A 20,498-nucleotide genomic window follows, 5' to 3' on the forward strand; every position below is an offset into this window, starting at 1 on the left:
CCGGCGGACGGCGCGGGTGCCACGGCGAGCCACGGCGCCGGCGACGCCACGGGGCACACCACCGGGCACGCCACGGGGTCCGGTGCGGGACAGGCCGCCGGAACACCGGGCCAGGCTGCCGATGCCCCGCCCGCCACCGCGCCCCCGGCACTGGCGCCCTCCACCGCGGCGCCCATGTCGGCGCCCCCGGCCACCGCGCCCGCCGCCACCGTCCCCCGGCAGAAGGACGGCACCCCGCGCCCGCGCCCGGCGGCAGTCACCGGCCCCGACCCGGCCCTCCTCCCCGATCTGCTCGACCATCCCGACCCGGCCGTCGCGGCCGAAGCGGCCACCGTCGAGAACCTGCTGCGCTGCTGGGTTCGCGAGCGCGGCATCGGCCGCCCCGACGGTCCCCCCGGAACCCTTCTGTGCATCCCCCTGCCCGCGTCCGGCACCTCCCTGATCACCGTCGTCCGTCACTGGTCCCCGGCCGGCTGGCACCGCTTCGCCCCCGCCCGCCTCCTGGGCACCCCCGCCGGCGCGCCCGCCCTGGACGCCGTCACCCTCGCCGCACTCCTCGCCCGCGAGGCAGGCCCCCGCGGCGGCGCCGACCTCGTCGCCCGGGTCGCCGACTCGGTCCGCCGTACCACCGAGTTCATCGCCGACCGGCGCCGACGCCCCGAACCCCCCGCCCCCGTCGCCGCGGACCGCTTCCTCACCGCCGAACAGTCCCTGCTCCTCGGCCACCCCCTCCAGCCCGACCCCAAGAGCCGCGAGGGGCTCTCCGAGGCCGACGTACGCCGCTACTCACCCGAACTGCACGGCTCCTTCCCCCTGCACTGGATCGCAGTCGACCGCTCCGTCCTCGCCACCGACTCGGCCTGGACCGAACGAGGCCGCCCGGTCCGCGCCGACGAGCTGCTCGCCCGCCTCACCCCCGCTCTGCCGCTGCCCGACGGCACCGCCCCCCTGCCCCTGCACCCATGGCAGGCCCGCGACCTCTTCCAGCGGCCCGCCGTCGCCGCCCTCCTCGACGCCGGCCTGCTGCACGACCTCGGCCCGTACGGCGCGCCCTGGTACCCCACCTCCTCCGTCCGTACCGTGGCCCGCTCCGGGGCCCCCGCGATGCTCAAGCTGTCCCTGGGCGTGCGCATCACCAACTCCCGGCGCGAGAACCTCCGCAAGGAACTCCACCGCGGTGTCGAGATCCACCGGCTGCTGCGCACCGGCCTCACCGAGGAGTGGCAGGCCGCCCACCCCGGCTTCGACATCATTCGCGACCCCGCCTGGGTCGCCGTCGACTTCCCGGCCGGCACCCCGGTTCCCGGGCTCGACACCGTCCTGCGTCACCATCCCTTCCGTCCCGGTGACGACGCGGTCTGCGTCGCCGCACTGACCTCACCCCGCCCCCGGCCCGGCCGGGCCCCCATGCGTTCCCGGCTCGCCGACACCGTGACCCGGCTCGCCCTGAGCACCGGCCGCCCCACCTCGGCCGTCGCCGCCGAGTGGTTCCTGCGCTACCTCGACCACGTCGTTCTGCCGGTCCTCGGCCTCGACCACCTCGCCGGCATCGCCCTCGAAGCCCACCAGCAGAACACCCTGGTCCTCCTCGACCCGGCCGGCTGGCCCGTCGGCGGCCGCTACCGCGACAACCAGGGCTACTACTTCCGCGCCTCCCGCCGCGCGGAACTGGAGCAGCGGCTGCCCGGCATCGGCAGCGCCAGCGACACCTTCGTCTCCGACGCCGTCACCGACGAACGCTTCGCCTACTACCTCGGCATCAACAACGTGCTCGGACTCATCGGAGCCTTCGGCTCCCAGCAACTCGCCGACGAACGCGTCCTCCTCGCCGCCTTCCGCCGCTTCCTCGGCAAGGCGTCCGGCCTCGGCCCGCTCCCCGCTCGGCTGCTCGACTCACCCACCCTCCGCTGCAAGGCGAACCTCCTCACCCGCCTCGGCGGCCTGGACGAACTCGTGGGCCCCGTCGACACCCAGTCCGTCTACGTCACCATCGCCAACCCCCTGCACGACTGAGCCGAGAAGAGCCACCCATGCATCGCGACGACACCCTGGAACTGCGCTACCCCGCCGGCCTGTTGCCGCTGCTCGCCGAGGCCGACCTGCTCGACTGCCCGTCGGACTGGGGACCCGTCACCACCCCCGCCGGAGCCTTCCGCCTCGATCCCGTCCGGATCGACCGCGACCTCGAACGCCTCACCGGCTGGATGAACGACCCCGACGTGGCCGAGTACTGGGAGCTCGCGGGTCCCGCCTCCCGCACCGCCGCCCACCTGCGCGCCCAGCTCGACGGGGACGGCCGCAGCATCCCCTGCATCGGGGTGCTCGACGGAACACCGATGAGCTACTGGGAGATCTACCGGGCCGATCTCGACCCCGTCTCCCACCACTACCCGGCGCGCCCCCACGACACCGGTATCCACCTGCTCATCGGAGACGGTACGAACCGCGGCCGGGGTCTGGGAACCGTGCTGCTGCGCGCCGTCGCCGACCTCGTGCTCGACAACCGCACCCGCTGCACACGCGTCATCGCCGAACCGGACATCCGTAACGCCCCCTCCGTGTCAGCCTTCCTGAATTCCGGCTTCCGCTGTACCGCGGAAATCGCCCTGCCCGCCAAGCGCGCCGCCCTGATGATCCGGGAACGGGCCCTTCGCACTCTGCTGTGAAGAAGCCTGCTGTGAAAAGCACGCTGTGAAGAAGCCGCTGTGGCACAGCCTGCTGTGACGCGCCCCCGCGTCCCGACCCCTGCGAACCCGCTCCGAACCGTCTCTGATCAGTGAAACTCCCGGCTGTCGCGCCGAGTTCCCGTTCCCGAGGAGTGCTGTGACGAATTTCCTCCATACCCCCGACCGCACCGAACCGCCCGTGCCGCCGTCGCCCCAGCACCCCTGCACCCCACCCGAGATCAACGCCGTGACCTGGGACGCCGTCTCCCGCAGGCTGCTCGCCAAGATGCTCGGCGAGTTCGCCTATGAGGAGATCATCGTTCCGGAGCCGGCTCCGGCCGCCGACGGCGACGCCTGGCGGCTCTCCCTCGACGACGGCAGCAGCCTCGGCTTCCGCGCCCGCCGCCGCAGCTACGGCAGCTGGCACGTCGACCCCGACACCATCACCCTCACCGCCGCCGCGCCCGCCCAGGAGCCGGCCACCGCCTTCGGGGACCCGTACGTCTTCCTCGTACGCGCCCGCCGCCTGCTCCGCCTCGACGGCGCCACCCTCGGCCACCTCGTCCGCGAACTGAGCGCCACCCTCGCCGCCGACGCCCGGCTCGCGCACACCGCCCTGACCGCCGACGTCCTCGCCGACCTCGACTACGCCGACCTCGAAGGCCACCAGACCGGCCACCCCTGGATCGTCGTCAACAAGGGACGCCTCGGCCTGTCCGCCGCCGACGCCGCCGCCTGGGCCCCCGAGTCCCGTACCCGCCAGCGGCTGCCCTGGCTCGCCGCCCACACCTCCCTGGCCGACTACCGCGGCACCGCCGGCCTGGAGGACCCCGGACGGCTCTACTCCGCCGAGCTCGACCCCGTCACCCGCGCCGCCTACGACCGGACCCTGCGCGACCGCGGCCTCGACCCGCGCACCTACCTCTACCTCCCCGTCCACCCCTGGCAGTGGGACCAGATCGTCCTGCCCCTCTTCGCCCCCGCCCTCGCCTCCGGCGCCCTCGTCCCGCTGCCCGCCGACCCCGACGCCCGGCTCCCGCAGCAGTCGATCCGCACCTTCCTCAATCTCACCAGGCCCGAGCGGCACAGCGTGAAACTGCCGTTGTCCGTCTTCAACACCATGGTCTGGCGCGGCCTGCCCAGCGACCTGACCCTCGCCGCCCCCGCCGTCACCGCCTGGATCCACTCCCTGCGCGAAGCCGACCCGTTCCTGCGCGACGAATGCCGGGTCGTCCTGCTCGGCGAGGTCGCCTCCGTCACCGTCCGCCACCCCGTCTACGACGCGCTGCCCGAGTCCCCGTACCAGTACAAGGAGCTTCTCGGCGCGATCTGGCGCGAGCCCCTGACCGGCCACCTCGCCCCCGGCGAGCGCGCCCGTACGCTGGCCTGTCTGCTGCACACCGATCCGCGCGGCCGCTCCTTCACCGCCGAGCTCGTCGCCCGCTCCGGGCTCGCCCCCACCGCCTGGCTGCAGCGCCTCTTCGCCGCCGTCCTGCCCCCGCTGCTGCACTTCCTCTACCGCTACGGCACCGTCTTCTCGCCCCACGGCGAGAACGCCGTCGTGATCTTCGACGACCACGACGTCCCGGTCCGGCTCGCGGTCAAGGACTTCGTCGACGACGTCAACATCAGCGCCGAGCAGCTCCCCGAGCACGCCACCATGCCCGACGAGGTCCGCGCGGTCCTGCTCACCGAGCCCGCCGACTTCCTGCCCCAGTTCATCCACTCCGGGCTCTTCGTCGGCGTCTTCCGCTACCTCTCGGCCATCTGCGAGGACCGGCTCGGCGTCCCGGAGAGCGCGTTCTGGTCCCTGGTACGCGCGGAGATCCTGCGCCACCACGCCCGCTTCCCCGAGCTCAAGGAGCGTCACGCCCTCTTCGACCTGCTCGGCGAACGCATCGGAAGGCTCTGCCTGAACCGGAACCGGCTCTACGAGGACGGCTACCGCGACCGGCCCGACCGCCCCCATGTGGTGGTCCACGGCACCGTCCCCAATCCGCTCCACGCCCCGTGACGCCTGGCTGGATCCCGCCGCACCGTCCGCTGAGCGGTCGGCGGGATGCGGTCACTGTCAGTGGAGCCCCGTAGGGTTGTGAGTGCTATGACGAAGCCCTCCCTCACCGACCTCCTGCACGCCGCCGTCTCCGCCGTCGGCGGTACGGAGCGTCCCGGCCAGGTGGCCATGGCCGAAGCCGTCGCCGAAGCCATCGACGACGCCTCGCACCGGCTCATCCAGGCCGGCACCGGCACCGGAAAGTCCCTCGGCTACCTGGTGCCGGCCCTCGCCCACGGCGAACGCGTGGTGGTGGCCACCGCCACCCTCGCCCTCCAGCGGCAGCTCGTCGAGCGCGACCTGCCCCGCACGGTCGAGGCGCTCCATCCGCAGCTGCGCCGCCGGCCCCAGTTCGCCATGCTCAAGGGCCGTTCCAACTACCTCTGCCTGCACCGCCTGCACGAGGGCGCGCCGCAGGACGAGGAGGAGGGCCTCTTCGACCAGTTCGAGGCGGCGGCCCCCAGCAGCAAGCTCGGCAAGGACCTGCTGCGGCTGCGCGACTGGGCCGACGAGACGGAGACCGGCGACCGCGACGACCTGACCCCGGGCGTCTCCGACAAGGCCTGGTCGCAGATCTCGGTCTCCTCCCGCGAATGCCTGGGCGCGACCAAGTGCGCGTACGGCGCGGAGTGCTTCGCCGAGGCCGCCCGCGAGCGCGCCAAGCTCGCGGACGTCGTGGTCACCAATCACGCGCTGCTCGCCATCGACGCCATCGAGGGCGCGCCGGTGCTGCCGCAGCACGAGGTGCTGATCGTCGACGAGGCACACGAGCTGGTCTCGCGCGTCACCGGAGTGGCCACCGGCGAGCTCACCCCGGGCCAGGTCAACCGCGCCGTGAAGCGCGCCGCCAAGCTGGTCAACGAGAAGACCGCGGACGCCCTGCAGACGGCGTCCGAGACCTTCGAACGGATCATGGAGCTGGCGCTGCCCGGCCGTCTGGAAGTGATCCCCGAGGACCTCGGCTACGCACTGCTGGCCCTGCGGGACGCCTCCCGCGATGTGATCTCCGGGCTCGGCGCCACCCGCGACAAGTCCGTCCAGGACGAGGACGCCGTCCGCAAGCAGGCCCTCGCCGCGGTGGAAAACATCCACGCGGTCGCCGAGCGGATCACGAACGGTTCCGAGTACGACGTCGTCTGGTACGAGCGCCACGACCGCTTCGGCGCCACCCTGCGCGTGGCTCCGCTGTCGGTGTCCGGGCTCCTGCGCGAGAAGCTCTTCGAGGACCGCTCCGTGGTCCTGACCTCGGCCACCCTCAAGCTCGGCGGCGACTTCAACGGGGTCGCGGCCTCGCTGGGCCTGTCCGCCGAGGGGGTGGAGGGGGACGACGTACCGGTCTGGAAGGGCCTGGACGTCGGCTCGCCGTTCGACTACCCGAAGCAGGGCATCCTCTACGTGGCCCAGCACCTGGCCACCCCGGGCCGGGAGGGCACCCGCGGCGACATGATGGACGAGCTGGCCGAGCTGATCCAGGCGGCCGGCGGCCGTACGCTCGGCCTGTTCTCCTCCATGCGCGGCGCCAAGGCGGCCGCGGAGGAGCTGCGCACGCGGCTGGACAACCCGATCCTGCTCCAGGGCGAGGAGACGCTCGGCGAGCTGATCAAGAGCTTCGCCGCCGACCCGAAGACCTGTCTGTTCGGCACCCTCTCGCTCTGGCAGGGCGTGGACGTGCCCGGCCCCAGCTGTCAGCTGGTGGTCATGGACCGGATCCCGTTCCCGCGCCCCGACGATCCCCTGATGAGCGCCCGGCAGAAGTCCGTCGAGGAGCACGGGGGCAACGGGTTCATGGCGGTCGCCGCGACCCATGCGGCCCTGCTGATGGCCCAGGGCGCGGGTCGGCTCGTACGGGCCTCCGGCGACCGCGGCGTGGTCGCCGTCCTGGACCCGCGGCTGGCCAAGGCCCGGTACGGCGGCTTCCTGCGGGCCTCGCTGCCGGACTTCTGGTACACCACGGACCGTAACCAGGTACGCAGGTCGCTGGCCGCGATCGACGCGGCGGCGGTGGCGGACGGGGCCTGAGCCCCCAGTCCGGCGGCAAGGGGATACGCGGGCATGGAAACGCCCCGGGACCGGCGCAGTGGTCCCGGGGCAGCTCGGACGGCGGCGAGGCGGCTGCGTGGCCGCCCCGACGCGCGGGCGCGACGCTCAGACGCGCCGGAGGACGGCGACGACCTTGCCGAGGATGGTCGCCTCGTCACCGGGGATCGGCTGGTAGGCGGCGTTGTGCGGGAGGAGCCAGACGTGGCCGTCCTCGCGCTTGAAGCGCTTGACCGTGGCCTCGCCGTCGAGCATGGCGGCCACGATGTCGCCGTTCTCCGCGACCGGCTGGCGGCGGACCGTGACCCAGTCGCCGTCGCAGATCGCTGCCTCGATCATCGAGTCGCCAACGACCTTCAGAACGAAGAGCTCACCGTCGCCGACCAGCTGCCGGGGGAGCGGGAAGACGTCCTCGACCGACTCCTCGGCGAGGATCGGGCCGCCGGCCGCGATCCGGCCGACCAGGGGAACGTAGGAGGCGGCGGGCTTGCCGGTGGTGTCGGTCGGCTGCGAGCTGGGCTGGTCCGAACCGCGGACCTCGTAGGCCCGGGGGCGGTGCGGGTCGCGGCGCAGGAAGCCCTTGCGCTCCAGGGCCATCAGCTGGTGGGCGACCGACGAGGTGCTGGACAGGCCGACCGCCTGGCCGATCTCCCGCATCGACGGTGGGTAGCCGCGCCGCTGCACCGAGTCCCTGATCACTTCGATGACCCGCCGCTGCCGGTCGGTGAGGCCGGAGCTGTCGGCGCGGATGCCGGGAGGTCGCCCGGGGAGCGAGCGTGCGGGCCTTACGGACTCCGGCTCCGGGTTCGTGGATGCGTCATTCATGGCATGCACCGGCTCGAGTCGGCTCTGGGAGCGGTTCTGGGCAGTGATGGTGGCACTGTCTGCGGTGGTGGTCACGTCGGCGGCCCCTCTCGGAATGTTCTCCCTAGTTAGCCAACGGTAGTTGCTTTCGAAAGGTTGCGCCAAACACACGTTCGAGTGAAAAATCGCAGATCGACCGTCACGCGGGCATTCAGGGGTGTATGGACGATCGGTCCGTCGAACGCGGGTTCGGTCCGCCGTACGCCGCTTACGCTACCCTTCCCGGTCGGATCGACGCCTTCCGGGTGTCCGCCCAGTGTGGCAGCAGTGCCGCATGTAATCGGTGCGTGGGCGAGGCGACACGCGGAGTGTCGTAAATCCCGCCGAACCCAAGATCTAGTGGTTGGATGGCCGGGTCCGCCCAGAAGTAGTGGTCCCTGGGTCTGCTGAGGCTCCCGGGATCGCATATGCTGGTGACCGCTCCAGGGGCCCCGACGCAGCGCTGCCGCTGCCGTCGAAGGCTGCCCCGGGCTATTCAGTCGTGCCAAGAGGGAGGGTTGGGAAACCGTGCACTGTCCCTTCTGCCGGCACCCCGACAGCCGTGTCGTAGACAGCCGTACGACGGACGACGGTACGTCGATCCGCCGGCGCCGCCAGTGCCCGGACTGCTCCCGCCGCTTCACCACGGTGGAGACGGCGTCACTGATGGTGATCAAGCGCAGCGGGGTGACCGAGCCCTTCAGCCGTACCAAGGTCATCTCCGGCGTCCGCAAGGCGTGCCAGGGGCGGCCGGTCACCGAGGACGCCCTCGCCAAGCTCGGCCAGCGGGTCGAGGAGGCGGTGCGTGCCACCGGGAGCGCCGAGCTGACCACCCACGACGTGGGTCTGGCCATACTCGGACCGCTGCAGGAGCTCGACCTCGTCGCGTACCTGCGCTTCGCGTCCGTCTACAAGGCGTTCGACACGCTGGAAGACTTCGAGGCCGCCATCGCGGAGCTCCGCGAGCCGCGTCCTCACTCCGAAGAGTGCGAGTGCGGCGGGACCCTTCCGGTCCCCGTGCCCGCCTCCGCCACCGACTGACCGGGCGGCCGCGCCGCGGCCGGTCAGCCAGGTGACGTACGTAGATCAACAGACAGAACCGTGCCATGGGATTACTGCGGCACATCAGGGTGTTTTTGCCCGTATATGGGAGGCGGCATGACAGAGACGGCGAGCGGTCCGGCACGTGGGTCCCGCAAGGGAACCAAGGCGAAGCAGGGCCTGCGCATCGAGCGGATCCACACCACTCCCGGCGTGCACCCGTACGACGAGGTGGTCTGGGAGCGCCGTGACGTCGTCATGACCAACTGGCGCGACGGCTCGGTCAACTTCGAGCAGCGTGGCGTCGAGTTCCCCGACTTCTGGTCGGTGAACGCGGTCAACATCGTCACCAGCAAGTACTTCCGCGGTGCCGTCGGCACCCCGCAGCGCGAGACCGGGCTGAAGCAGCTCATCGACCGCATCGTGAAGACGTACACGAAGGCCGGCCAGGACTACGACTACTTCGCCTCCCCCGCCGACGCGGAGATCTTCGAGCACGAGCTGACCTACGCCCTCCTGCACCAGATCTTCAGCTTCAACTCGCCGGTCTGGTTCAACGTCGGCACGCCGCAGCCCCAGCAGGTCTCCGCCTGCTTCATCCTGTCCGTCGACGACTCCATGGAGTCGATCCTCGACTGGTACAAGGAAGAGGGCATGATCTTCAAGGGCGGCTCCGGCGCCGGCCTGAACCTCTCCCGCATCCGCTCCTCCAAGGAGCTCCTCTCCTCCGGCGGCAACGCCTCCGGCCCGGTCTCCTTCATGCGCGGCGCCGACGCGTCCGCAGGGACGATCAAGTCGGGCGGCGCCACCCGCCGCGCGGCCAAGATGGTCGTGCTCGACGTGGACCACCCGGACGTCGAGGACTTCATCGCCACCAAGGTGAAGGAGGAGGAGAAGATCCGCGCCCTGCGCGACGCGGGCTTCGACATGGACCTGGGCGGCGACGACATCACGTCCGTCCAGTACCAGAACGCCAACAACTCCGTCCGCGTGAACGACGAGTTCATGACGGCCGTCGAGAACGGCACCGGCTTCGGCCTGCGCGCCCGCATGACCGGTGAGGTCATCGAGGAGGTCGACGCCAAGGCCCTCTTCCGCAAGCTGGCCGAGGCCGCGTGGGCCTGCGCCGACCCGGGCATCCAGTACGACGGTGTGATCAACAACTGGCACACCTGCCCCGAGTCCGGCCGCATCACCGCGTCCAACCCGTGCAGCGAGTACATGCACCTGGACAACACGTCCTGCAACCTCGCCTCGCTGAACCTGATGAAGTTCCTCAAGGACGACGGCAACGGCAACCAGTCCTTCGAGGCCGACCGCTTCGCCAAGGTCGTCGAGCTCGTCATCACCGCGATGGACATCTCCATCTGCTTCGCGGACTTCCCGACGCAGAAGATCGGCGAGAACACCCGCGCCTTCCGCCAGCTCGGCATCGGCTACGCCAACCTCGGCGCCCTGCTGATGGCGACCGGCCACGCGTACGACTCCGACGGCGGCCGCACCCTCGCCGCCTCGATCACCTCGCTGATGACCGGTACGGCGTACAAGCGCTCCGCCGAGCTCGCCGCGGTCGTCGGCCCGTACGACGGCTACGCCCGCAACGCCGAGCCGCACCAGCGCGTCATGAAGCAGCACGCCGACGCCAACGCCGTCGCGCCGCGCTCCGACGACCTCGACACCCCGATCTGGGCCGCGGCCACCGAGACCTGGCAGGACGTCCTGCGCCTCGGCGAGAAGAACGGCTTCCGCAACTCCCAGGCCTCCGTCCTCGCCCCGACCGGCACCATCGGTCTGGCGATGTCCTGCGACACCACCGGTGTCGAGCCGGACCTGGCCCTGGTGAAGTTCAAGAAGCTCGTCGGCGGCGGCTCGATGCAGATCGTCAACGGCACCGTTCCGCAGGCCCTGCGCCGCCTGGGCTACCAGGAGGAGCAGATCGAGGCGATCGTCGCCCACATCGCCGAGCACGGCAACGTGGTCGACGCCCCCGGCCTGAAGACCGAGCACTACGAGGTCTTCGACTGCGCGATGGGCGAGCGCTCCATCTCCCCGATGGGTCACGTCCGCATGATGGCCGCGATCCAGCCGTGGATCTCCGGCGCGATCTCCAAGACGGTCAACATGCCGGAGACGGCGACCGTCGAGGACGTCGAGGAGATCTACTTCGAGGCCTGGAAGCTCGGCGTCAAGGCCCTCGCGATCTACCGCGACAACTGCAAGGTCGGCCAGCCGCTCTCCGCCAAGAAGAAGGAGGACGTGAAGGCCGAGGTCACCGCCAAGGCGGAGGAGACCATCCGCACCGCGGTCGAGAAGGTCGTCGAGTACCGCCCGGTCCGCAAGCGCCTGCCCAAGGGCCGTCCGGGGATCACCACCTCGTTCACGGTCGGTGGCGCAGAGGGCTACATGACCGCCAACTCCTACCCGGACGACGGTCTCGGCGAGGTCTTCCTGAAGATGTCCAAGCAGGGTTCCACCCTCGCGGGCATGATGGACGCCTTCTCCATCGCCGTCTCGGTCGGCCTGCAGTACGGCGTCCCGCTGGAGACGTACGTCTCGAAGTTCACGAACATGCGCTTCGAGCCGGCCGGTATGACGGACGACCCGGACGTGCGGATGGCGCAGTCGATCGTCGACTACATCTTCCGCCGCCTGGCGCTGGACTTCCTGCCGTTCGAGACCCGCTCGGCGCTGGGCATCCACACCGCCGAAGAGCGCCAGCGCCACCTGGACACCGGCTCCTACGAGCCGCTCGACGACGAGCTGGACACCGAGTCCCTGGCCCAGTCCGCCCCGCTGGCGGCGGTCCCGGCGACGCCGAAGCCGGCCGTCGAGATCCCCGCCCCCAAGACGGCGCACACCAACGCCGAACTGGTGGAGATGCAGCTCGGCGTCTCGGCCGACGCCCCGCTCTGCTTCTCCTGCGGCACCAAGATGCAGCGCGCCGGCTCCTGCTACATCTGCGAGGGCTGCGGCTCGACCAGCGGCTGCAGCTGATCGACCCACGACGGAGCGGGGACCGGCATGGCGCCGGTCCCCGCTCCGTCGTACGGCGGCGTGCCGGGTGCTCAGTGCGGGATGCGGCGGGCCGGCCGGGTGACCGTCTCGTCGCGGAACTCCGCGATCGCGCTGCTGACCTGGCGCAGCAGATGGGTGTCCTCGATCCGGTCGAGGTAGAGGCAGCGAGCCGCCAGCCCCTTGAGGTCGAAGGCGAAGCACAGCGACATCAACGGGTTGATGAACAGCTCGCTGTCACGGGTGCGCGCGGTGAACCGGACGTCGCCGAACGCGCCGCGGACCGCCGCCGCGATGGAGCCGTTCACGATGCTCGGGTGGTCGGGCGTGTGCTCCTGGGCGTGGGCGACGGCGTCCACGAAGAGGGCGCCCTCGCGGGTGGCCCGCGAGATCGAGAACGCGCCGAGATAGGCGCCGTCGCGCTCCAGCGCGGCGATGTTCTCCAGCACCAGCGCGTGACTGACCCCGTGGTACGCGTCCACGCCGAAGCCCACCGACACCACCAGACGCGCGGGTACGTCGTCCAGCGCGGCGAGGGCCGCGACGCTGGTCAGGTCCTCCTCCGGCGTGCCCAGGCCCGCCTCGTCGCCCCGCATCAGGATGTCCGTACCGCCGTCGACCAGCACCACCGCGTCGATGTCGTGCCGCTCGATCAGCGCCCGGTACGCGGCGCGCAGCGGCTGCACCCCGGTCCGGGGGAAGGCGTACACGGTGCTGTCGTACCGGTGCAGGGCCAGCCACTGGGCCAGGGTGCGCTCGGGGAAGTACGTCTGGTGCGGTGCCGAGTGCGGGGTCACCGCCACCACGTCCGGGGCCACCCAGTCCGCCGGCGGCAGGCCCTCCACGGCGCTGAACGAGAGGTTGGCCAGGTGCACCCGCTTGCCCTGGTGCATCAGGGACAGGGCGACGGGCAGGCCGGCGTAGATGTCGAAGCCGCCGCCCGCGCCGGCGACGAGGACGCGTTCGGCGTCTTCGAGGCGGGCGAAGAGCGGGTTGGTGTGCAGGGCCGTCATGATGATCAGTGTGCGGGGGTGCGGCAGGAGTACGCCCGGGATTTTCGTACGGGGGAACCATGTGGAGCGGTGACGAGCTGGACCTGGACGCCTATCTGGCGCGGATCGGGATCGGGGGCGGGATCGGGGGCGGGAGCGGGGAACTCCGCTCGGATCTCGACACGTTGTTCGCAGTGCACCGGGCCCATATCGCCGCCATCCCGTTCGAGAGCCTGGACGTCCTGCTCGGCCGCCCCGTCGCGCTGGACGTCAAGAGCATCGAGGACAAGCTCGTGCACGGCCGCCGCGGCGGCTACTGCTACGAGCAGAACTCGCTGCTCGCGGCCGCCCTCGAACGGATCGGGTTCGACGTGTCCGCGCGCGGTGCCCGCAACCGCACGCGGGGCGAGGCGCTGCTGCCGGTGACGCACGCCGTCCTCGTCGTCACGGTGGCCGGTGAACCGTGGCTGTGCGACGCCGGGTTCGGGGCCAACGGCCTGCTGGAGCCGATCGCGCTGCGCCCGGGGGCCCAGGCGCGCCAGGGAGGCTGGACGTTCGGCGTCGCCGAGGAGCCGGAGGGCGTCCTCGTGCTGCGTTCGCGCAGGGACGGTGAGGAGTGGCGGGACCTGTACGCGTTCGCGGCGCAGCGGCTGCACCCCGTCGACTTCGTCGTGATGAACCACTACAGCTCCAGCCACCCGGCCTCCTTCTTCACCGGCCGGCTGATCGCGATGCGGCCGGGGGCGGCCGAGCGTGTCGCCCTCGTGGACAGCACCCTGACCTGTTTCCTCTCCACGGGGGAGGAGCGGCGCGAGATCGCCTCCGACGAGGTGATCGGGCTGCTCGACCGGGAGTTCGGGATTCGGCTGTCCGATCGGGATGCGGCGGAACTGGTGCGTATCCACCGGTCCGGGGACTGACCGGGGCAGGCCTGGGCACCGTACGATGGCGCGGTGCTGGTCAAGTGGATTCGCTGCACGGTGACGGACCGACGCGGGTTCGAGCGGGGACAGCGGAAATGGGCGGGGCTGCCGGGCGAGCCGGGATTCCGGGGGCAGGGCGGCGGCTGGAGCCGGGGGAGGCAGGGGGTCGCGCATGTATTCGCGTTCTGGGAGAGCCGGTCGTTCTACGACTCCTTCATGGCCCGCTCGCACGATCGGCTGGCCGCCTCGCAGCACGGCACCTACCGCGATGCGCGGGTGACGCTCTTCGACCACCGCTTCGACGTGAAGACCGGCTTCGAACCGCGCTTCACCGACGCCGACGTCGTACGCGTCGCCCACTGCCGGGTGCGCGAGGGCCGGCTGGACCACTTCGCGCTCATGCAGGAGAAGGTGTGGAACCCGGCGATGGCCGGCTCACCGGGCATGCTGCGCGGGCTCTTCGGCGAGGCGCCGGGCCGGGAGTTCCTGGTCCTGTCGATGTGGCAGTCGGCCGCCGAGCACGGCAAGTACCGCCAGGAACGGGTCGAACGGCTCTCGCTGCGCGCCCAGACCGAGGCCGATGTCGAGGCGCTCACCGGCGACGTCGTGGACCTGGAACCCTCCTGGACCGTGTGACCTGTGACCTGTGGCCTGTGGCCTGTGGCCTGTGGCCTGTGGCCTGTGGCCTGTGACCCCGCCCCGTCCTCCGGCGCCGCTCGGGGCGGGCCCGGGGTCGTGGGCCGGGAGCGGTCGCACTAGGGTCGAGGAATGGCACGACCGCGGCGCATCGTCCTCGTCCGGCACGGCGAATCGGAGGGCAACACCGACGACACGGTGTACGAGAGGGAGCCCGACCACGCCCTGCGGATGACCCGTACCGGCCACGCCCAGGCGGCGGCGGCCGGCGTACGGCTGCGCGAGCTGTTCGGCGACGAGCACATCAGCGCGTACGTCTCCCCGTACCGCCGGACCCTGCAGACCTTCCGCGACCTCGGCCTGGACCCGGCCCGGGTGCGGATGCGCGAGGAGCCGCGGCTGCGCGAACAGGACTGGGGGAACTGGCAGGACCGCGACGACGTCCGGCTGCAGAAGGCCTACCGGGACGCCTACGGACACTTCTTCTACCGGTTCGCGCAGGGGGAGTCGGGTGCCGATGTGTACGACCGGGTCGGGTCGTTCCTGGAGAGCCTGTACCGGAGTTTCGAGGCCCCGGACCATCCCCCGAACGTTCTGCTGGTGACGCACGGGCTGACGATGCGGCTGTTCTGCATGCGCTGGTTCCACTGGTCCGTGGCCGAGTTCGAGTGCCTGTCGAACCCGGGGAACGGCGATTTCCGGATGCTGCTGATGGGCGACGACGGGCGCTACCGGCTGGACCGCCCGTTTGAGCGGTGGACCACACCCGAGCCTTACGACCTGGACGGCTAGAGTGACCCGCGATGACCCCTGATTCCTCTTCCGAACGGCGCTACGCACGCGCCCTGGCCAGCCTGCGCGGGCTGGCGATCGGGGACGCCCTGGGATCCCAGTTCTTCGTCCCCGCCCACTACCCGCTGCTCAAGCGGCGCGAACTGCCCGCCGGTCCCTGGCAGTGGACCGACGACACCGAGATGGCCTGCTCCGTCGTGGCCGTCCTCGCCGGACACGGCCGCATCGACCAGGACGCGCTGGCCGACTCCTTCGCCCACCACCACGACTTCGACCGCGGCTACGGCCCGGCGGTCAACCGCATGCTGCGCCTGGTCAGGGAGGGCGGGGACTGGCGCACGCTCGCCGCCGAGCTGTTCAACGGGCAGGGCTCGTGGGGCAACGGCGCGGCGATGCGGATCGCTCCGCTCGGCGCCTGGTACGCCGAGGACCCGGAGCAGGCCACGCACCAGGCGGAGATCTCCGCGTACACCACCCACCAGCACCGCGAGGCGGTGTGCGGGGCGATGGCCGTCGCGGCGGCGGCGGCGCTGGCGGCCGCCCCGGACGGTCCCCCGAAGCCCGAGGCCCTGCTGGACGGGGTGATCGCGCTCGTGCCGCGCAGTGCGGTCGGCGCGGGGCTGCGGCGGGCCCGGGACATGCTGGACTACGGCGACGCGACGACGGTGGCGGCGGTGCTGGGCTGCGGGCGGCGCACCAGCGCCCACGACACGGTGCCCTTCGCCCTGTGGTCGGCGGCGCGGGCGCTGCAGGACTTCGAGCGGGCCTTCTGGACCACCGCGCAGGTGGGCGGCGACGTGGACACGACCTGCGCGATCGTCGGAGGCGTGCTGGGTGCGCAGGGCGACGAGGCACTGCCGCCGGCCTGGCTGGCGCAGACCGAGGCCCTGCCGGCCTGGCTGCCGGAGACCGTGCGCTAGCGGGCGGCGCACGGGCCGGTGCTGGTCCAACAGACCGGCCGGCGGCCTGTTTTGGCCGGATCTGTTTGTCACGGTCCTGCCACAGGAACCCGCTGATCCTGGCCGGAACCGCACGTCACGGGCCTACTCTGTCCGCTTCGCGGCGACAGGGGAGGGGACCCGAATGACCGAGAACGCAGAGGCGGATCCCACGGCCGGGGACGGCCCGGAGCCGGGGGAGGCCGCACAGGCCGCGCCGACTGGCAGGGATGGTGCGGCTAGTGATGCTGGGGTGACCAGCGGGGATCGCGCAGCTGGTGGTGCCGGTGCGGCTGGCGGCGCCGGTGTGACCGGCGGGGCCGGATCCGCGCCCGGTGCCGGTGCCGGTGCCGGTGGCCCGGCCGCGGCCGGGGGCAGGCCGCAGGGCGTGGCCGCCGGGGGCTCCGGGCAGCCGCACGCCGTACCGGCCGGCGGACCGGACCGGCCGCCCGCCGGGGTACCGGGGCAGTCGCACGGTGGGCCCGGGGCGGGGCCGGTCGGCTCCGGTGCCGGCGCGTGGCCCGGCGGGCGTCCGCAGGTGCCGTACGGAGCGCGCCCGCCGAAGGCGCCCGGCTGGGCGGAGGTGATCCGGCCCGCCGACCCGGCTCCGGTCCGTACCGCGACACTGGTCGCCGTCCTGCTCAGCGGCCTCGCGGCGGCGCTGCTGCTCGGTGACGGGCTCGGCCCCGGTCTGCTGATCGCCGTCGTACCGGCGGTCGTCGCGGCGTACGTCGCCGCCCGCGCAGCCGGCCGTACCGCCCGCCCCTGGACCCTGTTCTGGGCGCTGGGCTGCCTCGCCCTGCTGGCCGTGCCCGCGCTGCGCGACTCCGCGTGGCCCGCCACCCTCGCGCTGCTCGCGGCCGTCGGGCTCGGCGCGCTGGCCCTCTACGGCAGCCGTACCTGGCCCGGCGTCCTGCTCAGCCCCCTCGGCTTCTTCGACGCCGCGCCGACCGGCGTCGCCTGGGCGTGGACCGGGCTGATGGCACGCAGCGGCGGCAGCCGCGAGCGCTGGTGGCCACTGGTCAAGGCGGCGGGCGTGGCGGTCGTCCTGCTCGTCCTGTTCGGCGCCCTGTTCGCCTCCGCCGACGCCGCCTTCGCCGACCTGCTCGGCGGGCTGATCCCCGAGGTCTCGGTCGCCGACGGCCCGTTCCGCTTCCTGCTCTTCATGGTCGGCCTGCTCGCCGCACTCGCCGCCGCCCGCGCGGCCGCGGCACCGCTGCGCTGGGACCGGATCAAGGTGGCCCCCGGGAAGCCGCGCTCGCGCGTCGAGTGGGCGCTGCCGCTGGTCCTGCTCAGCCTGCTCTTCGCCGGCTTCAACGCCGTTCAGCTGACGGTGCTGTTCGGCGGCTACTCCGAGGTCCTGGACCGCACCGGGCTGAGCTACGCCGCGTACGCCCGCCAGGGTTTCTGGCAGCTGCTGTGGGCCACCCTGCTCACCCTCGCGGTGATCGCGCTCGCCCTGCGCTGGGCCCCGCGTTCGGGCCCCGCCGACCGGCGCCTGGTGCGCGGCGTGCTGGGCAGCCTGTGCCTGCTCACCCTGGTCGTGGTGGCGTCCGCGCTGCGCCGTATGGATTTCTACGTCGACGCGTACGGGCTGACGCGGTTGCGCGTCTCGGTGGCGGCCATGGAGCTGTGGCTCGGGCTGGTCATCGTACTGATCATGGCGGCAGGAGTGTTCGGCGCGCGCTGGCTGCCGCGCGCGTTCGTGGCGAGCGCGGGGGCGGCCGTCCTGGCCTTCGGGCTGCTGTCGCCGGACGGCATGGTCGCGGAACGGAACGTGGCCCGTTTCGAACGGGACGGCACGATCGACCTGGCCTACTTCCAGTCGCTCTCGGCGGACGCCGTGCCCGCGTTGGACCGGCTCCCCGAACCGCAGCGCTCGTGCGCGCTGCGCGGGATCAACGACAGGCTCGCGGAGCGTGGCCGCACGCCCTGGTACGCGGCCAGCCTGGGCGAGCAGCGGGCCAAGTGGCTCCTGAAGGACCGTCCGGTGACGGCCTCGTACGAGGTCTGCTCGAAGCTCGGTGCGTTCGGCAGCCGCGTCGAGTACTGACGACGCGCGCACGGCTCCGTACGCGGGCGCGGGCCCTGCACGGCAGGCGCGGGTCCGTACGGCGGGCGCAGGTCCCGTACGGCGGGCCCGGGCGCGGGATCGTCCCCCGCGTCCGGGCCCGCGTCCGGCGTCCGTACGTGGTGCTCGTGCGCGGCCTTCAGGCCGCCGGTCCCGCCCCCGCGGCGGAACCGCTCAGGGCCTCCAGGTCGCTCTTGCGTACCCGGATGACCAGCAGCGCGGTGAGCAGGGCGAGCGCGGCCATGGCGACGGCCGCGAAGAACGAGGTGGAGATGCCGTGGGTGAGCACGGCGTCGCCCCATGGGTCCGGCAGCTGCTTGGTCTGCAGGAACGCCGCCTTCTGGGCCTCGTCGGCCTGTCGCATGAAGTCCGCGGTCTGCCGGGCACCCTCCTCGCGGGCCGCCGTGCCGAAGACGGTGACCAGGATGGACAGTCCGAGCGAGCCGCCCACCTGCTGGCTGGCGTTGAGCAGCCCCGACGCCGCGCCCGCCTCGTGCGGCGCCACGCCGGAGACGGCGGTGAGGGTGAGCGTGACGAAGTTCAGGCCCATGCCGAAGCCGAACAGCAGCATCGGGCCGAGCACGCCGGTGACGTAGGAGCTGTCGGTGTCGATGAAGGCCAGCCAGGCCAGCCCGGTGCCGGTGATCGCCGACCCGGTGACCATGAACGGCTTGGGGCCCAGGCGTGGCAGGAAGCGCTGGGACAGGCCGGCGGCCGTGACGATCGCGACGGTCACCGGGAGGAAGGCGAAGCCGGACTGGATGGGGGAGAAGCCCAGTACGTTCTGCACGAACTGGACGATGAAGAAGAACATGCCGAACATCGCGGCGGCGAGGCTGAGCATGATCAGGTAGGTTCCGGCGCGATTGCGGTCGGCGAACATCCGCAGCGGGGTGATCGGTTCGCGGGCCCGGGACTCGATGAGCGCGAAGAGCGCGAGCAGGACGACGGCGGCGGCGAACGACCCGATGGTGAGCGGGTCCCGCCAGCCCTCCTCCGAGGCGCGGATGAACCCGTAGACGAGCGAGGCCATGCCGCCGGTGGAGGTGAGCGCGCCCGCGACGTCGAAGCGGCCGGGGTGACGCTCGGACTCGTTGATGTAGAGCGGGGCGAGGACGGCGATCAGTACGCCGATCGGGACGTTGACGAACAGGACCCAGCGCCAGTCGAGCCACTCGGTCAGCATGCCGCCGGCGAGCAGGCCGATCGCGCCGCCGCCCGCCGAGACGGCGGCGAAGACGCCGAAGGCCCGGTTGCGTTCCGGGCCTTCGGCGAACGTGGTGGTGATCAGCGCCAGTGAGGTGGGTGACGCGATCGCGCCGCCGACCCCTTGCAGCGCGCGGGCGGCGAGCAACTGCCAGGGCTCCTGGGCGAAGCCGCCGAGCAGGGAAGCGGCGGTGAACAGCAGGATTCCGGCCATGAAGACCCGGCGCCGACCCAGGATGTCACCGGCCCGGCCGCCCAGGAGGAGCAGGCCTCCGAAGGCGAGGGTGTAGGCGCTGAGCACCCAGGAGAGGTCGGTGGTGGAGAAGGAGAGGGCGGTCTGGATGTGCGGCAGGGCGATGTTCACGATGGTCGCGTCGAGGACGACCATGAGCTGGCACGCGGCGATGACGGCGAGCGCCACTCCAGGGCGCCCCGCACGGCGGGCCTTGCCCGGTATTCGGGGCGCGGCCAGTTGAGAGCTTGTCACTGAGGATCCCCCCAAAGTGAAATAGTGAACGCGATCGTTCACTGAGGCACCACGGTAGGAGGTGCCGACTAGTGAACGCAAGCGTTCACTACGGCTGAAAACATGTGCGACGGGCGTACGGGCCGGGGCGGAGGTGCCGGAGATGATGGGTGCGCGCTGGCCGGAGGTTCCGGCGGGGGCCGCGGGGCGGCGGCGCGGGGCCGAGCTCGTGCGGGCGATCCTCGATGCCGCGCTGGAGCAGCTCAGTACGGTCGGCTGGAACGGGCTCACGATGGAGGGTGTCGCGGCGCAGGCCCGTACCGGCAAGGCGGCCGTCTACCGGCGCTGGCCCTCCAAGACCGACCTTGTCGCCGCGGTGCTGCGGGCCGGCCTGCCGTCGCTGGGGGACATTCCGGACCAGGGGTCCGTCCGGGAGGACCTGATCCTGCTGTGCCGCCGGATGCGTGACTCGATGCACTCGCGCTCCGGGCAGGCGCTGCGCTCGGTCCTTCACGAATGCGACAGCGGTAGCGCGCAGGCCTTCCGCGAGATCATCCGGTCCGTGGTCATCGATCCGTCGGCGGGGCTGGTCGGAGACCTTGTCCAGCGAGGAATCGAGCGAGGGGACGTCCGGCCCGACGCCACGGGCGAGTACATCGCCGACGTGATTCCGGCAATGATGATGTACCGCTCGAAGGTGTGCGGGAGCGAATGGGAGGACTCTGACATCACGGAAATGATCGATCAGGTGCTCGTGCCGCTTCTCAGGGTGTGAGCCACGCCCGGCCCGGGGTGTCGCAGGGGGCTCCGGGCGGCGTACCC

15 protein-coding genes are annotated in these 20,498 nt (G+C 71.9%); 12 read left to right on the plus strand and 3 right to left on the minus strand.

The genetic code is table 11. The features are described 5' to 3' along the window. The first annotated feature begins 150 nt into the window (after positions 1 to 150). From ACZ6KO_RS00290 to ACZ6KO_RS00305, 4 genes are all read left to right on the plus strand, one after another. Positions 151 to 2,013 carry an IucA/IucC family protein gene (locus ACZ6KO_RS00290; RefSeq protein WP_469301414.1) on the plus strand — a complete coding sequence of 621 codons (1,863 nt, stop codon included), beginning with the start codon at positions 151 to 153 and terminating at the stop codon, positions 2,011 to 2,013. Positions 2,014 to 2,030: 17 nt separating this feature from the next. Then, the gene (locus ACZ6KO_RS00295) at positions 2,031 to 2,666 is read left to right on the plus strand and encodes a GNAT family N-acetyltransferase (protein WP_469298120.1); all 636 of its coding nucleotides are present in this window, start codon (positions 2,031 to 2,033) and stop codon (positions 2,664 to 2,666) included. 157 nt (positions 2,667 to 2,823) lie between these two features. Continuing rightward, complete coding sequence (locus tag ACZ6KO_RS00300) at positions 2,824 to 4,680, plus strand: IucA/IucC family protein (protein WP_469298122.1); 1,857 nt, start codon at positions 2,824 to 2,826, stop codon at positions 4,678 to 4,680. A gap of 87 nt (positions 4,681 to 4,767) precedes the next feature. Beyond that, positions 4,768 to 6,738: an ATP-dependent DNA helicase gene (locus ACZ6KO_RS00305; RefSeq protein ID WP_469298124.1), complete on the plus strand. Its 1,971-nt coding sequence runs from the start codon at positions 4,768 to 4,770 to the stop codon at positions 6,736 to 6,738. 126 nt (positions 6,739 to 6,864) lie between these two features. Here the strand turns inward: ACZ6KO_RS00305 and lexA are convergent, their stop codons facing one another. Next, a complete protein-coding gene (gene lexA / locus ACZ6KO_RS00310) occupies positions 6,865 to 7,656 on the minus strand; it encodes a transcriptional repressor LexA (RefSeq protein ID WP_401451118.1) in 792 nt (263 codons plus the stop codon). A 471-nt stretch (positions 7,657 to 8,127) separates the two neighbouring features. Between lexA and nrdR the strand changes: the two genes are divergently transcribed. Both nrdR and ACZ6KO_RS00320 read left to right on the plus strand, forming a co-directional pair. After that, positions 8,128 to 8,640: a transcriptional regulator NrdR gene (nrdR, locus tag ACZ6KO_RS00315; RefSeq protein ID WP_469298127.1), complete on the plus strand. Its 513-nt coding sequence runs from the start codon at positions 8,128 to 8,130 to the stop codon at positions 8,638 to 8,640. A 117-nt stretch (positions 8,641 to 8,757) separates the two neighbouring features. Then, positions 8,758 to 11,634, plus strand: a complete 2,877-nt coding sequence (locus ACZ6KO_RS00320) for a vitamin B12-dependent ribonucleotide reductase (protein WP_469298129.1) — start codon at positions 8,758 to 8,760, stop codon at positions 11,632 to 11,634. 71 nt (positions 11,635 to 11,705) lie between these two features. On the opposite strand, the gene ACZ6KO_RS00325 is transcribed toward ACZ6KO_RS00320, so the two are convergent. Next, a complete protein-coding gene (locus ACZ6KO_RS00325; RefSeq protein WP_469298131.1) occupies positions 11,706 to 12,665 on the minus strand; it encodes a DUF1152 domain-containing protein in 960 nt (319 codons plus the stop codon). 59 nt (positions 12,666 to 12,724) lie between these two features. On the opposite strand from ACZ6KO_RS00325, the gene ACZ6KO_RS00330 reads away from it, so the two are divergent. From ACZ6KO_RS00330 to ACZ6KO_RS00350, 5 genes are all read left to right on the plus strand, one after another. After that, positions 12,725 to 13,564: an arylamine N-acetyltransferase family protein gene (locus tag ACZ6KO_RS00330; RefSeq protein WP_469298132.1), complete on the plus strand. Its 840-nt coding sequence runs from the start codon at positions 12,725 to 12,727 to the stop codon at positions 13,562 to 13,564. 33 nt (positions 13,565 to 13,597) lie between these two features. After that, positions 13,598 to 14,203 (plus strand): YdbC family protein, encoded by a 606-nt coding sequence (locus tag ACZ6KO_RS00335; RefSeq protein WP_469298133.1) that lies wholly within the window; start codon positions 13,598 to 13,600, stop codon positions 14,201 to 14,203. A gap of 132 nt (positions 14,204 to 14,335) precedes the next feature. Continuing rightward, the gene (locus ACZ6KO_RS00340; RefSeq protein WP_469298134.1) at positions 14,336 to 14,995 is read left to right on the plus strand and encodes a histidine phosphatase family protein; all 660 of its coding nucleotides are present in this window, start codon (positions 14,336 to 14,338) and stop codon (positions 14,993 to 14,995) included. Between the two features lie 11 nt (positions 14,996 to 15,006). Further along, positions 15,007 to 15,915, plus strand: a complete 909-nt coding sequence (locus tag ACZ6KO_RS00345) for an ADP-ribosylglycohydrolase family protein (RefSeq protein WP_469298136.1) — start codon at positions 15,007 to 15,009, stop codon at positions 15,913 to 15,915. A gap of 556 nt (positions 15,916 to 16,471) precedes the next feature. Next, a complete protein-coding gene (locus ACZ6KO_RS00350; RefSeq protein WP_469298138.1) occupies positions 16,472 to 17,986 on the plus strand; it encodes a DUF4153 domain-containing protein in 1,515 nt (504 codons plus the stop codon). Between the two features lie 157 nt (positions 17,987 to 18,143). Here the strand turns inward: ACZ6KO_RS00350 and ACZ6KO_RS00355 are convergent, their stop codons facing one another. Next, entirely contained in the window at positions 18,144 to 19,697 is a 1,554-nt protein-coding gene (locus ACZ6KO_RS00355; RefSeq protein ID WP_469298140.1) for an MFS transporter, read from the minus strand. Between the two features lie 142 nt (positions 19,698 to 19,839). Here ACZ6KO_RS00355 and ACZ6KO_RS00360 point away from each other — a divergent pair, with 142 nt between their 5' ends. Beyond that, positions 19,840 to 20,451, plus strand: a complete 612-nt coding sequence (locus tag ACZ6KO_RS00360) for a TetR/AcrR family transcriptional regulator (RefSeq protein WP_469298142.1) — start codon at positions 19,840 to 19,842, stop codon at positions 20,449 to 20,451. Positions 20,452 to 20,498 lie beyond the last annotated feature (47 nt).

Source organism: Streptomyces sp. NPDC042102 (assembly GCF_055582305.1).

What these genes read in the sequence shown, in the direction of transcription:
- ACZ6KO_RS00305 (WP_469298124.1), top strand. Translation starts at nt 4,768, where the DNA reads ATGACGAAGCCCTCCCTCACCGACCTCCTGCACGCCGCCGTCTCCGCC.
- ACZ6KO_RS00320 (WP_469298129.1), top strand. Translation starts at nt 8,758, where the DNA reads ATGACAGAGACGGCGAGCGGTCCGGCACGTGGGTCCCGCAAGGGAACC.
- ACZ6KO_RS00330 (WP_469298132.1), top strand. Translation starts at nt 12,725, where the DNA reads ATGTGGAGCGGTGACGAGCTGGACCTGGACGCCTATCTGGCGCGGATC.
- ACZ6KO_RS00340 (WP_469298134.1), top strand. Translation starts at nt 14,336, where the DNA reads ATGGCACGACCGCGGCGCATCGTCCTCGTCCGGCACGGCGAATCGGAG.
- ACZ6KO_RS00325 (WP_469298131.1), bottom strand. Translation starts at nt 12,665, where the DNA reads ATGACGGCCCTGCACACCAACCCGCTCTTCGCCCGCCTCGAAGACGCC.
- ACZ6KO_RS00345 (WP_469298136.1), top strand. Translation starts at nt 15,007, where the DNA reads ATGACCCCTGATTCCTCTTCCGAACGGCGCTACGCACGCGCCCTGGCC.
- ACZ6KO_RS00295 (WP_469298120.1), top strand. Translation starts at nt 2,031, where the DNA reads ATGCATCGCGACGACACCCTGGAACTGCGCTACCCCGCCGGCCTGTTG.
- ACZ6KO_RS00360 (WP_469298142.1), top strand. Translation starts at nt 19,840, where the DNA reads ATGATGGGTGCGCGCTGGCCGGAGGTTCCGGCGGGGGCCGCGGGGCGG.